14 protein-coding genes are annotated in these 13,305 nt (G+C 56.4%); 5 read left to right on the top strand and 9 right to left on the bottom strand.

What is annotated here, in order from left to right:
- The first annotated feature begins 112 nt into the window (after positions 1-112).
- Positions 113-775, top strand: coding sequence for an alternative oxidase (locus tag H151_RS0105790; protein ID WP_051088960.1), 663 nt, complete (start codon positions 113-115; stop codon positions 773-775).
- Positions 762-944, top strand: coding sequence for a hypothetical protein (locus tag H151_RS17505; protein ID WP_156823401.1), 183 nt, complete (start codon positions 762-764; stop codon positions 942-944). The genes H151_RS0105790 and H151_RS17505 overlap by 14 nt, the downstream gene beginning before the upstream one ends.
- 176 nt (positions 945-1,120) lie before the next feature.
- Here H151_RS17505 and H151_RS15585 read toward each other — a convergent pair whose 3' ends face one another.
- The 4 genes from H151_RS15585 to H151_RS15580 all read right to left on the bottom strand — a co-directional run bounded on the left by H151_RS15585 (position 1,121) and on the right by H151_RS15580 (position 3,056).
- Entirely contained in the window at positions 1,121-1,798 is a 678-nt protein-coding gene (locus H151_RS15585) for a NifU family protein (protein WP_019960702.1), read from the bottom strand.
- A complete protein-coding gene (locus H151_RS0105780) occupies positions 1,770-2,249 on the bottom strand; it encodes an RrF2 family transcriptional regulator (RefSeq protein ID WP_019960701.1) in 480 nt (159 codons plus the stop codon). The genes H151_RS15585 and H151_RS0105780 overlap by 29 nt, the downstream gene beginning before the upstream one ends.
- Positions 2,250-2,339: 90 nt before the next feature.
- Positions 2,340-2,726 (bottom strand): group III truncated hemoglobin, encoded by a 387-nt coding sequence (locus tag H151_RS0105775; protein ID WP_019960700.1) that lies wholly within the window; start codon positions 2,724-2,726, stop codon positions 2,340-2,342.
- Between the two features lie 9 nt (positions 2,727-2,735).
- Positions 2,736-3,056 carry a DUF1971 domain-containing protein gene (locus tag H151_RS15580; RefSeq protein ID WP_019960699.1) on the bottom strand — a complete coding sequence of 107 codons (321 nt, stop codon included), beginning with the start codon at positions 3,054-3,056 and terminating at the stop codon, positions 2,736-2,738.
- Between the two features lie 172 nt (positions 3,057-3,228).
- Here H151_RS15580 and H151_RS0105765 point away from each other — a divergent pair, with 172 nt between their 5' ends.
- Positions 3,229-3,723 carry a DUF6438 domain-containing protein gene (locus H151_RS0105765; protein ID WP_019960698.1) on the top strand — a complete coding sequence of 165 codons (495 nt, stop codon included), beginning with the start codon at positions 3,229-3,231 and terminating at the stop codon, positions 3,721-3,723.
- 2 nt (positions 3,724-3,725) lie between these two features.
- Here the strand turns inward: H151_RS0105765 and nth are convergent, their stop codons facing one another.
- The 5 genes from nth to H151_RS0105740 form a co-directional block, all read right to left on the bottom strand.
- On the bottom strand, positions 3,726-4,436 hold the full coding sequence (gene nth, locus H151_RS0105760; RefSeq protein ID WP_019960697.1) for an endonuclease III: 711 nt from the start codon (positions 4,434-4,436) through the stop codon (positions 3,726-3,728).
- Positions 4,437-4,487: 51 nt separating this feature from the next.
- A complete protein-coding gene (locus tag H151_RS0105755; protein WP_019960696.1) occupies positions 4,488-5,399 on the bottom strand; it encodes an SMP-30/gluconolactonase/LRE family protein in 912 nt (303 codons plus the stop codon).
- Between the two features lie 106 nt (positions 5,400-5,505).
- Positions 5,506-8,034: an FtsK/SpoIIIE family DNA translocase gene (locus H151_RS0105750; protein WP_019960695.1), complete on the bottom strand. Its 2,529-nt coding sequence runs from the start codon at positions 8,032-8,034 to the stop codon at positions 5,506-5,508.
- A gap of 114 nt (positions 8,035-8,148) precedes the next feature.
- Complete coding sequence (locus H151_RS0105745) at positions 8,149-9,450, bottom strand: L-dopachrome tautomerase-related protein (RefSeq protein WP_019960693.1); 1,302 nt, start codon at positions 9,448-9,450, stop codon at positions 8,149-8,151.
- Positions 9,451-9,562: 112 nt separating this feature from the next.
- On the bottom strand, positions 9,563-10,789 hold the full coding sequence (locus H151_RS0105740; protein WP_019960692.1) for an argininosuccinate synthase: 1,227 nt from the start codon (positions 10,787-10,789) through the stop codon (positions 9,563-9,565).
- 247 nt (positions 10,790-11,036) lie between these two features.
- Here H151_RS0105740 and glsA point away from each other — a divergent pair, with 247 nt between their 5' ends.
- A complete protein-coding gene (glsA, locus tag H151_RS15575; protein WP_019960691.1) occupies positions 11,037-12,332 on the top strand; it encodes a glutaminase A in 1,296 nt (431 codons plus the stop codon).
- A 78-nt stretch (positions 12,333-12,410) separates the two neighbouring features.
- Positions 12,411-13,238, top strand: a complete 828-nt coding sequence (locus H151_RS0105730) for an SDR family NAD(P)-dependent oxidoreductase (RefSeq protein ID WP_019960690.1) — start codon at positions 12,411-12,413, stop codon at positions 13,236-13,238.
- The last annotated feature ends 67 nt before the right edge of the window (positions 13,239-13,305 follow it).

Here is a 13,305-nt window from a genome sequence, read left to right as displayed (position 1 = left end):
GACCGCTTAAATTCGATAATATGTATTTTAAATATATGTTATTGATCGTCCATGAAAGGGTCCGACAATGGCCAACACCGCTGACCTGCGTAAAGAGCCTGTCTTTACTTCTATGCCCAAGCCTCGCCGGGTTGAGCATCACGTGCCCAAATCTTTTAGCGATAAGATCGCCTTTGGGTTTGTGAAATCCCTGCGCACGATCGCGGATCTGTTTTTTCGCAAACGCTATGGCCACCGCGCCGTGGTTTTAGAAACGGTGGCGGCCGTACCCGGCATGGTTGGCGGCCTATTGCAGCATCTCAAGGCGCTGCGCCATATCCGCGATGATCAGGGCTGGATCCGCGAATTATTGGATGAAGCCGAAAACGAGCGCATGCATTTGATGACTTTCATTGAGGTGGCCAAGCCCAACCTGTTTGAGCGCCTTTTGATCATGATCGCGCAGGCCATCTTCTATAATGTCTACTTCTTCATCTATCTGTTTGCGCCCAAGACCGCGCACCGCATTGTGGGCTATTTCGAAGAAGAAGCGGTCTGGAGCTATACCCAATATCTCGCTGAGATTGATAAAGGCGCTCTTCCCAATCTGCCCGCGCCTGATCTGGCCATTGCCTATTGGAATTTACCACGAACCGCGCGCCTTCGTGATGTGGTTATTGCCGTACGAGACGATGAAGCCGGGCACCGCGATCGCAATCACGACTTCGCCAACATTTTGGCCGAGCGCCCCTTCACCGCGCCTGCCCATCAAGGGGCCAAAAATGACACCCCCTAACACCCCCTTTCGGGCGACAGCCCGGATCCGCCCCCAACCCCCAACGTCTTTGCCGCGTCCGCCACGCCAGGGTGATCCGTCCCTTCTGAACTGGCGCATGTCCCAGGACGAAGCCGAGCGTTGGGGCCCTATCGGGGAAGTGACCGCTCTGATGGAGTATTGGCGCTAACTCGAAAAGGCGGGGTAGGGCCCCAGTCAGACCCATGGACATTTGTGCTCGACTGGGGCCTACACTTTTCAAACACTTTTGGGTTTGCCCCGAACAAACCCCAACACCGCCAAGGTTCAACCTTGGCACTCTCCAACCTACACCTAGCACCGGCCCTGCCACCGGTGCTTTTTTATCTAGTCTTTTGCGATGGGTTTACCGGCATGCAAGAAGCGCGGCCGGATTTTCTGGATTGAGGATTGTGCGCGCTCTTTCCATTTATCAATGATGGGCTTACCGCGATCTTCGTCGTCATAGGCCTCGCTCTCCACCTCGCGCACATGCTCAACACCTTCGCATTGCTCTTTCAAGATCCGCTCAATGCCTTGCTTCAAGGTCAGCTGAGAAGACGGACAGCCCCCGCAGGCGCCGCGCATTTCAATGAACACCGTTCTAGAGACGGGATCGAAAGCGCTGAACACGATGTCGCCGCCATCACGCGCCACCACGGGACGCACATAATGATCAATGACGGCAATAATTTCAGCGTCCTTGGCGCTATGCGATGTTGGACGCTCGCCCTCGCCATCCTCATAGACAAAATCAAGGCCGTCCTCGATAAAGTCTGAGATGAGGCCCAAGACCTCGATCTTCATCAGGCCCCACGCGTGAGGATCCGCGATACGCACACTGACGAATTCACGATTGAGCAGAACTTCTTCAACACCACCCAGGGCAAAAACCCGCGCCATAAAAGGCGCGCGCGCGCACCCTTCGCCGCGCACATAGCGATGCGTGCCTTTCAGGGCCAAAGCCTCCATAAAGACAAATTGCAAGGCCGCAGGATTAGGTGTGGTTTGGACTTGTATAAACATGGCCGGTCTCGTCCAGCCCCAATTGGGAAAAGAGGGATTTCAAACAGGATCGGTTCGCCACCAGATCCGCCAAGGTATAGCGATCAAAAACCGCCAGAAACGCACTTAACGCTTCACTCACCACGCTTTGCAGATGGCATTGCGGGGTCAAAACACAATGATTGGTCGGCGCGCTGAAGCATTCAACAATCGCCAAATCGTCTTCGGTGTGACGGATTAAAATCCCCAAATTGATCTCTTCAGGGGCTTTGGCCAGGCGGATACCGCCGGTGCGTCCGCGCACACTGTCGATATAGTTTGCGCTCGACAAATTATGGACGATCTTCATCAAGTGATTCTTGGAAACGCCATAAATATCAGCCAATTCCTGGATCGTGTGCAGGGTCTCGTCATGGACGGCCAAATAGATCAACACTCGAAGAGCGTAATCAGTATAACGGGTTAAGCGCATATCGCCTCATATCCTTTGGCCGATGTCCACCTTTCGCATTGAAAGACCCCGCACGCATTTGTCAAATCATCCGCTGCGCGCCGCACCCGATCAAGGCTGCGCAAACAGCATCTGACTGAGATTACGCCCCATACGATGGGCCGGCTGGATAAAGCATTGGGCGATATCCTCGGCAAATAGCTCTTTCGCGGTTGCTTCCCATAGGGCGAGCCACATCACGAAATGCTCTGGCCGAATTGTTTTATGACGCATGTGCGCGACAGCGGGATTGCCTTCAAACCGGCGCGAACCCAAAGTAATCGAAGACCAAAAATCACACATTTTGTTAAGGTGCTCTGGCCAGCGATCCTGAATGACAGCGTTAAAAATCGGGCCCAGCACCTCATGATCTTGGATTCGGCCATAAAAGGTATGAACCTGGGTCTGGATGATCTCTTGCGTGACGCCAGTTTCGAAGTCTTCAAAGATATTCGTCATCTTGGCCCCCTATTCATCCTGGCTTGTCTCAAGCCATTCCAGATTTTCCAACACGGGCAGTTTATAAAACTCCAAATGGAAGGCTCCAGGTTTGGCGAATTCCACGAAATGCTCTTCCTGAGGCTCAATCAGATGCGGCTCACCGGGTTGAAGGCGTAGAGCATAGTTATCGCGGATGGAGGTGTAGACGATCTCACCGTCCTCTACGATCAATCGCGCCCAAACCCCGGCCTTAGTGGTGTGCACTCCGGTCAGCTTAGCGGGGACATTTTCGTGCGTGAATTGGGGCGATCTGGCATAGCATTCAGCCCCTTGCGGCATGGTCGACATAGCGATCTCCTAAGATGCATTTTATATACATATTATAGGGTCGCGTTTTTGCCCATCGCCCAAATGGTCGCAGGTTTCGCGCGAAGTTTAATCGCGCGCTGCATGGCTTTACCCCTCCCACCGCGCACAAGTATGCGCTACGCTGAGAGGCATCTTCAGGGGAGACATCATCATGCGCGTTTTGAGTTTCAGTCTTTTGGCCGCCCTCGCCGCGCTGATCAGCGCCTGTGCCCACACTTCGCCACCCCCTGCCCCGCACATTACAGAGGTTCAGCTGGAACAGGGGCCATGTTTTGGCTTCTGCCCGATCTATACGATCACCTTAAAACCTGATCTTAGCTATGATTTCCGGCCGCGTGATTACACCCAGATTAAAAGCCGTAAGGTTGGCACTGTGCGCCAGGACCAATGGCAAGCCGTTGAAGACGCCGTTCGTGAAGCTGATTTCTTCACCCTGCCCGCTGACATCAATCCCTTTAATCGGCGCGAATGCCCCATGGCCCCTACCGACATGCCCAGCGCCATCGTGACGGTCAGCCGTAGCGATGGGACAAGCCATAGCGTCACCTATTATTATGGCTGCGGTCATGCCCGTATGGAGCGGCTTATCATGAACCTGCATGACGGGTTCGATTATAACGGCCTGGTCCAAGCCCCGCAGAAATAGAGCTAAGCTTTTGCGGATTTTGGTGCGGGCGTTTTTTCCTTGAACTTGCAGATGTCAGCGATGGCGCAATGCCAGCATTCGGGCTTACGCGCTTTACAGACATAGCGACCGTGTAAGATCAGCCAATGATGGGCCCCCTTTTTATAGGCAGGCGGGGTGATCCGCTCCAACCGCGCTTCAACCTCATCGGGGGTTTTACCCGGCGCGAGCTTTGTGCGATTACCCACCCGAAAGATATGCGTATCGACCGCGATCGTCGGCTCACCAAAGGCTTCGTTCAAAACAACATTGGCGGTTTTGCGCCCCACGCCGGGTAAAGCCTCCAGCGCCGCGCGGTCCTTAGGGACTTCGCCGCCATGCTCACGCAATAAGATCTCGCTCATCGCGATGACATTCTTGGCTTTATTGCGATAGAGCCCAATGGTTTTGATATAATCGCGCACGCCCTCTTCACCCAGCGCGATCATTTTTTCCGGTGTATCGGCCGCGGGAAATAGACGCGCCGTCGCCTTATTCACCCCAATATCGGTGGCCTGGGCCGAAAGGGCGACAGCCACTAAAAGGGTGAAGGGCGAGGTATACTCCAGCTCCGTCTGCGGATCGGGGCGCACTTGCGCCAAACGGGCATACAGCTCCTCGGCCTGCTCGCTCTTAAGACCAGGGCTGAGGCGTTTGGCTTTGGACTTGGGGGGTTTAGCTATGGGCTGGGTCATAGGCGGGGGTTTAGCTCCGCCCCGCCCAGAAGACAAGATCGCGCGCAGAGCCTATTCGCGGTAGCTGACTGCGTAATGGGTGACTGTGCCGCCCTCATAATGCGGCACCAGCAGATGATTGCCGTGATCAAAACCGCCGATGGAATTCGCCATAATGTTTTGATCGACGAAATCTTCGACAACACGCATCTCATGCGCGTCATTCATATGGTAGATCTTACCGGGAATGGCGCTGATGAAGACCCCGCCGCGGCCATCTTGGTAAATGCCATCAAAGCTTTCACCCTCGATCTGCGCCAGCTGGGTAATCTCTCCGGTCATGGGATCCAGGCTCAGTACACGGCCTTCATCGCGTGAGGTCACGGCCAGCAAGCGCCCCTGATACCAATCCAGGCCATTCACGGCATGCAAAAGCTCTGGATCTTCAGCCAAGAGACGATAGCTGCCATCAGCATTAAGCGCATAAATACGCGAGCGGCGCATATCGGTGACAAAAATCTGCCCCTCGGGCGATACGGCCAGGTCATTGAAGAAGGACGGCGTTTCGCCCTCAACGATGTCACCAACGCGATAACGGTTCAGGCGCGCGCCGGTGTCGATGTCATAAAGCGCAATCGAATTCGTGCCTTCAACAACATAAAGCGTGGTGCCATACGCGATAATACCCAACGGACGCTCAACACCCGCTTCGGCCCAATTCCAATCCACCTCGCCGGTGTCCAGATTGACGCGGTGAAGGGCGTGTTCCATCGCGCGCGCTTCACCCTCTTCAAGCCGGTCCATGTCGGAAATATAGGCATAGCCGCCCCCCTCAGGGCTATAAACGGCTTCGGGATGATGATGCAGGGTCCAGCTTTGCACCACTTCAAGACGCGCCAGACCCATCTCATCTTTCATCCCGGCGCTATGGGTGCCGCTCGTCAATAAAGTCGTTGCAAGTAAAACGCCCACGATCATCGTCATGCTCTCCCCTGACCAATGTCGGCCAAGTATGGCATGAGCGCGTGATCACGCGGGATGACAAGGGTGTGAGCTTACCAAGAATTTAGACTTATGATTGTATACGCGCCTAATTCATTTCCCGTTCGGGCAGGAAAATTTCACGCTTCCCGGCATGGTTGGCCGGGCCGATCATGCCTTCATCTTCCATACGCTCAATCAGGCTGGCGGCGCGGTTATAGCCGATTTGCAAGCGACGCTGGATATAGCTGGTCGAGGCTTTGCGGTCGCGCGCCACGATGGCAACGGCCTGATCGAAGAGATCATTGCCCACCGTCTCATCGGTCACGCCCGTGAGGGCCTCCAGGCTGTCTTCATCATTATCCAGCGTGACATCATCAAGATATTCCGGCGTGCCCTGCGCCTTCAAGAAGGCGGCGACGTCCTCTACCTCGCGGTCAGAGACAAAGGGGCCATGCAGGCGGCGAATGCGTCCACCGCCCGCCATGTATAGAAGATCGCCCATGCCGAGCAATTGCTCCGCGCCCTGCTCCCCCAAAATCGTCCGGCTGTCGATTTTAGACGTCACCTGATAGGAAATCCGGGTTGGGAAGTTGGCTTTGATCGTCCCGGTGATGACATCGACCGACGGGCGCTGGGTCGCCATGATCAAGTGAATGCCCGCCGCGCGCGCCATCTGGGCCAGACGCTGCACTGCGCCTTCAATATCTTTACCCGCGACCATCATCAGATCGGCCATTTCGTCGATCACCACGACGATATAGGGCATGGGATCGGGCTCGATAATCTCGGTCTCGTAAATCGGCTGGCCGGTTTCTTTGTCAAAGCCGGTTTGCACGGTGCGCTCCAGCACATCGCCGTTTTCACGCGCGAGGGCGGCTTTCTCATTAAAGCCGGTCATATTGCGCACGCCGACTTTGGACATTTTCAAATAGCGCGATTCCATCTCGCGCACGGTCCATTTCAGCGCCGCCACGGCCTTCTTCGGATCCACCACGACCGGCGAGAGCAAGTGCGGGATGCCATCATAGACCGACAATTCCAACATTTTGGGGTCGATCATGATCATGCGGCATTCTTCAGGCGACAACCGATACAGCAGGGAAAGGATCATGGCATTGATCCCCACCGACTTACCCGAACCCGTCGTACCGGCAATCAACAGGTGCGGCATGCGCGCCAGATCGGCGCAGAAGGGTTCCCCGCCAATGGTTTCACCCAGCGCCAAGGGCAATGCCGCCTTGGCATGATCAAACGCGTTGGAGGACAGAAGCGCGCGCAAGAAGACCGTCTCACGGCTTTGATTGGGAAGCTCAATCCCGATGGCATTACGCCCCGGCACGACCGAGACCCGGCACGCCACCGCCGCCATGGAGCGGGCAATATCATCGGCCAGATTGATGACCCGGCTGGTTTTAACGCCCGGCGCGGGTTCCAGTTCATACAGCGTAACAACAGGGCCGGGGCGGACCTGAACAATCTCACCCTTAACGCCGAAATCACTCAAAACCGATTGCAACAGCTGGGCATTTTGGGTCAAGGCGTCTTCATCAAAGGCATCGGCGCGCGCCTGGGCCGGGGCCAGCAAATCCAGGCGCGGCATTTCAAAACCCTCGCCCGTAGGCTCAAACGGCAGGCCCGGCTGGGCTTCACGCGCTTCGCGATCAGAGGGTTTGACTTTCTTGGGCGCAGCTACGGCCGGCTTGATGGTCTCAGCGACCCGCGCATCATCCTCATACGCGTCCTCATCTTCATCAGGGACATCGCCGCGCGCGATGGAGAATTTGGAGGAGAATTGCGGTGCAATTTTTTGATCCGGGCTGGGTTCGGCCCGCCCAAGGGTGCGCATGGCGGGGGCCGCGCGGCCTTCGCCGCGCAAAAACGCGGGCGCGGTTTCCGCACGCCCATCGGGGGCAGGTTTACGCTCTACCATCTCGCCCTTATGCCAGGACGCGGGCAGCAAGCCCATCAGATGATCGAACCAAACCCGCAAAGTCGCCCAGACCCGTCCGGCCGCATCCGCCATCGCCGCCAAATCACGCGCGCGCAAACCAAAGGTAAATAGAAACCCGCCCAGGCTCGCCAGCAGACCCAGTCCGGCCAGAATAAACACGCCGCCGGGCACACCGATCTGGGTTAACAGGCCTTGCCCACCCAGATACAGCCCATCGCCAACAATCCCGCCCAGCCCGGTGGCAAAGGGCCAATTGGCCGGGATAGGCAGGCTCGATACCATCAGGGCGAAACCGAGCACGCCCAGTACCATAGCCGAAAAGCGCAGTGTAATCAGCCCGCCGGAACGGGGCTTGGGGCCGTTATAAATCAGGATCAATCCCCAGCCCAAAGCCGCCAGGGCAAAACCGCCCGCCGCCCAGCCGAAAATCTGTAAGCTGAGATCACTTACAATCGCGCCATAGCCCCCCAGCCAATTCGTCACCACCTGAACCGAGGCGGTATTCCAGCTGGGATCCAAGGGGTCATGGCTTAATAGCGCGCCCAACCAGGCCGCGCCCAGCGCGATCATAAGAAGGCCCGCAAGGCGCGCCCAAATACGCGCAATCCAGCTGGGGCGATAGACCAGCTGGGTGTCTTCGCGCGAAGTCGTCTCAGACGATGATGTCGTTTTGGCTTTGCTCATGGGCGCACTTTCGCGCAAAAGCCTTCATAGGGCGTAAACGCGCGCTTAACCGTCAACACTGTCCCCACGCCTTGAGTATAAGACATTTAGGGCCAAAGCGCGAGCCTTTAAGGGTTAATCAACGCCTTCATCCAAGGTCCAGGTTAAAATCCGGGTGGGTTCTGGCGCGACGCCATCATCACCTTCGCCGGAAAAGCGTGGCCATTGCGAATTGGCAACCAGGAAGGCACGCTCATCCGCGATGCGAATGAGTGTCGGCTCCATAAAGGCGCTATGGCCGCGCAACACCGGGACAATGCGCTCAATATCGCCTTCATAACTCACATCCAGGCGCAGTACACTATGCGGCACCCCGCCATTGCGCACCGCATAAAGCACACCATTGCGGCTGGCGCTGAGACCATCAAGGCCGATTAGGCTTTCACCGGGCGAGCGCGTCAAGCTGGCCTGGCGCGAAAGCGGATCAATATGCCAAAGCCCTTGGGCATAATCGGCCACCCACAGCGCGCCTTGGGCATGGGCAATCCCTTGCAAAGACGCAAAGCGCGGATCATCGATATAGACTTCCAGCTGGCTTTCAGGGTTTTCCAGGCGATAGATACGCGGGCGCTGGGCATCGGTGACATAGACAATGCCATCGCGCACGGTCAGATCGCCCATCTGGCCGGCATCGGGCATATCATAGCGGCGATACAGCTGGCCGGTGCTGAGATCGAAGGCCATCAAGGCGGTTGTGGCCTGCTCACCTTCAGCAAGCGGGGTCAAAGGAACAGCCCCTGTCGTCACAAACAGCAAACGATTGCGCCGATCAACGGCCATGCCGAACACAGATTGAAGACCCGATTGCGCATCGGCGAACAGCTCCGGCGTATCGCGCGCAAAAGGCTCAATCATATAAATTGTGCGCGATTTGACCGAGCCGACATAGAGGCGTTCTGTTTCAATATCGACAGCCACCGACTCGATCAGCGCATCGGTATCGGGAAGGGTTGCGGTAATTTGCGCACGGCCCACGGGGGCGGCATTCGCTTGAAGGGCGGCTTCAATCTCGCTCAACGCGGAGGCATGGTCCGCGATGAGATGCTCGCGATCAGGGTCAGAGAGATCATAGATCAGGCCCGCATCCACAATAGCACGCAAGGCCGAGATCGCGGCACCATAATCTTCATCGCGCATCGCAATTTGATACTGACCGCGCAAAATGCCCGCATGACCGGGCTGCAAGGCCTCAGCCGCGACCATCAAACGGCGCGCGCTTTCAAAATCACTCATCTGATAGGCCGTACCGGCCGCATCGCGCAGCGCACGGGCTTCTTGATAGCCATTCAACAGGCTGTCTTCACCCTCTTGCGAGGCGGCCCCCTGGGCCTGCAGCGTTAAGACGGCTAAAGCGGCGAGAATAGCGCCAGCACTCATATATATGTCCCCGATCAACTCTCTTTGGGGCAGATTGCCCGGACAGCGTAAAGGAGACAAGCCCCGCTCTGGCGTTTAAAGATTAAATTTCCAGAGCGGGGACAGGTACTTCTTAGTCGTTTTCGCCTATACGGCGTTTTCTATGCGCCATTAGTTGTAAACGCAGCGCATTCAGGCGAATAAAGCCTTCAGCGTCTTTTTGGTCATAAACATCATCATCTTCAAAGGTGACGTGCTCCAGCGAATAGAGCGAATAAGCTGATGTACGGCCCACAACGGCAACATTGCCCTTGTAAAGCTTCAAGCGGACATCACCGGTGACGTATTTCTGCGAGTGATCAATGGCGGCCTGCAGCATTTCACGCTCAGGGCTGAACCAGAAACCTTCATAGACCAGCTTGGCATATTTCGGCATCAGCTCTTCTTTGAGATGCATCGCGCCGCGATCGAGCGTCAATTGTTCAATCCCGCGGTGGGCGGCCATCAAGATCGCCCCGCCCGGGGTCTCATAAATGCCGCGCGATTTCATCCCAACAAAGCGGTTTTCCACCAGATCCAGACGGCCAATCCCATGCTTGGAGCCCAGCTCATTAAGCTGGGTCAAGAGGCTTGCCGGGCTCAACGCCGCGCCATTGACGCTGACCGCATCGCCTTTTTCAAAGCCGATGGTGACATATTCAGGCTGATCTGGGGCATCTTCGGGGTGAGTGGTGCGCAGGCAAACCTCGTTAAACGCCTCTTCAGAGGGGTCTTCGAGCATTTTGCCTTCAGACGAGGTGTGCCACAGATTGGCATCCACGCTGAACGGGGCTTCGCCGCGCTTATCCTTAGGCACTTGAATGCCATGGGTTTCAGCGTATTCAATCAGCTTGGTCCGGCTGGTCAGATCCCATTCACGCCACGGCGCGATAACTTTCAGATTGGGATCCAGCGCGGCGACGGCCAGCTCGAAACGGACCTGGTCATTGCCCTTACCGGTTGCCCCGTGGGCCACGGCATCCGCACCGGTTTCATGCGCAATCTCAACCAGACGCTTGGAAATCAGCGGGCGCGCAATGGATGTCCCCAACAGATAAAGGCCCTCATAAACTGCATTGGCGCGCACCATGGGGAAGACATAATCGCGCACGAATTCTTCGCGCAGATCATCGATATAAATGTCTTTGACACCGGCGGCTTCGGCTTTGGCGCGCGCAGGGGCCAATTCCTCGCCCTGACCTAGATCCGCCGTGAAGGTCACGACTTCCGCGTCATAGGCATCTTGCAACCATTTCAAGATGACAGAGGTATCAAGGCCCCCGGAATAGGCCAGAACGATTTTTTTAATGGGCTTTGCCATCGCATAAAATCCTTTGTCTGATCCGCACTTATGATTTTTGGCCCACGAAAGGCAGCGGCCAAGGCGGTCTGTTAAAGGGCTGTCTGCAGGCCCCGGTAAATTTTGTTGCAAGGCACAACAATAAGACGTCCCCCCCTTATACAAAAGCATGCATAACTGTACACACTGCATAAAGGCGCGCTATGGATAGAGAAACCCTTTTGGGGAATAATTTCTCCAGCATCCCCAAGACCTAAGGCCGTTTTTCATGCCCGCGTCGAATTTTCCACCCTCTGATGGCACCCATTTTTCCACCCGCCCCGCCCAATTTGAGGGCGAGGTTTGTGCGCTGGATGAAAAAAGCCTGCACGGGGCCTATCAAAGCCTTGAAAGCCAAGGCCCGGTTACGCGCCTTCGCCTGGCCCAGGCCTTGCGCGCCCAGGGCTTGAGCGAAACCGATCCGCGCCTGGGGGCCTGTCTGTCGGCCTGGGGGGAGGATCAAACCCGCGCATTGAGCTTTGCCGATTTCAAAAAAGCCTTGGCCCTGGATGAGCGCCACTTGATCAGCCGCGCCCTGACCAACCAGTTAGTCAGCGGACATTTTGGCAGTTTCAAACAGCGCCTATCAAATGTTTTCGCCTTCGCCGCCGATGATCACCAAGGTGAGATTGCCCATTACATTCCTGAACTTCGCCGCGCTGATCCTGAAGCCTTCGCCCTGTCGGTGTGCACTATTGATGGCCAGAACTTCTCCATGGGTTTGCGCGAAGGTGATGAGGCGGCGCAATTCTGCATTCAATCGACCTGTAAGCCCTTGAATTATGCCTTGGCCTTGGAGCTGTTGGGCGAGGATCTGGTCCATCGCTATGTCGGGCGTGAGCCTTCAGGCCAAGGCTTTAACGAGATCACACTGGACCGCCGCCATCGCCCGCATAATCCCATGATCAATGCCGGGGCGATCATGACCTGCGCCCTGATCCGGCCGACCCAGAATGTGGATGCGCGTTTTGACTATATTCGCCGGGTCTGGGGCTCGGCCTGTGCTGGCCAAGAACCTGAGCTGGATCACGCCACATATGAAAGCGAGAAGGCCACGGCAGACCGTAATTTCGCGCTGGCTTATTTCATGCGCGAACATAAGGCCTTCCCGCCCGAGGCCGACCTTCATGACACGTTGGAGCTTTATTTTCGCTGTTGCGCGCTGAAAAGCGATGTCGGCGCGCTGAGCCTATGGGCGGCGAGCCTGGCCAATGGCGGAGTTTGTCCGTTGACGGAGCGCCGCGTATTCCAAGGGCGCACGGTGCGCCATGTGCTCTCGCTGATGCTCAGCTGTGGCATGTATGATTTTTCCGGCGAATATGCCTTCAGCGTCGGCCTTCCTGCCAAGTCGGGGGTTTCTGGCGCGCTTTATATCGTCGTGCCCGGGGTGTGCGGGATCGCGCTTTATAGTCCACGCTTGGATCATCACGGCAATCCCTCGCGCGGGATCGCCTTTTCAAAGCGTTTGGTGGAAACCTTCCCCTGGCATGTCTATGCGCCCGTGGTGCAAACGCCCTTGAGTTAGGGCCAACGCATCCCCCTTGGCGCGTGAACAGAAGCTGCCTAATCTATGTTCATATCGCCTACGACTTAGGAGCTGATCATGACCCGGCCACTTGTTCTGATTACCGGTGCCTCATCTGGAATTGGTGCGGCCTTTGCCCGCCATTTTGCCGCCAAGGGCTGGGATCTAGCCCTGAGCGCGCGCCGTGAAGAGCGCTTGGAGGCGCTGGCCGAAGAGATGAAGGCCCAGTTTGGCGTCGACAGCCTGGTCATCCCGGCTAATCTCGCCGATCCCGATGCGCCCGAAGGCATTTATAGCGCCGTCTTGGAATCCGGGCGACAGGTCGATGGCCTGGTGAATAATGCGGGCTATGGCCTGCCAGGGGCTTATCTCAATTCTGAGTGGGACGATCACGCCGCTTTCTTACAACTGATGGTGACAAGTTATGCTCACCTTACTCACCTGACCTTGCCCGGCATGGTGGAGCGCGGTTTTGGCCGCGTGATCAATGTCGCCTCGGTGGCCGGTTTAATGCCCGGCGCAAAGGGCCATACGCTATATGGCGGGGCCAAATCGTTGCTGATCAAATTCTCGCAGTCTTTGCATTTGGAAATGGAAGGCACGGGCGTCCATGTTACGGCTCTATGTCCGGGCTTTACCTATTCGGAATTCCACGATGTCAATGAAACCCGCGACATTGTTTCTCAACTGCCCGCCTATTGGTGGCTCACGGCAGAAGAGGTGGTCAAAGCCGGATATGACGCGGTGGAGCGCAATAAATACATAACCGTGCCCGGGACTTGGTATAAATTCCTGGTCGCGCTGAATAAGATCTTGCCTGACAGCGTGGGAATGGCCCTTATGAAGAAAGGAAGCGCTTCGGTGCGCTCTAGCGAGGGATCGGCCAAAGGTCACACGCAGGGCTAAGTCTGGTCTCATCCAATATAACCAGACAGGGCAAACGAATCGTGCAACCTAGGTTTTCATGCGACGT

Source organism: Woodsholea maritima DSM 17123, from assembly GCF_000382325.1.
GTDB classification, from domain to species: domain Bacteria; phylum Pseudomonadota; class Alphaproteobacteria; order Caulobacterales; family Maricaulaceae; genus Woodsholea; species Woodsholea maritima.
Note: the sequence above shows the minus strand (reverse complement) of the source record. Positions and strands in the feature narration are given on the sequence as shown.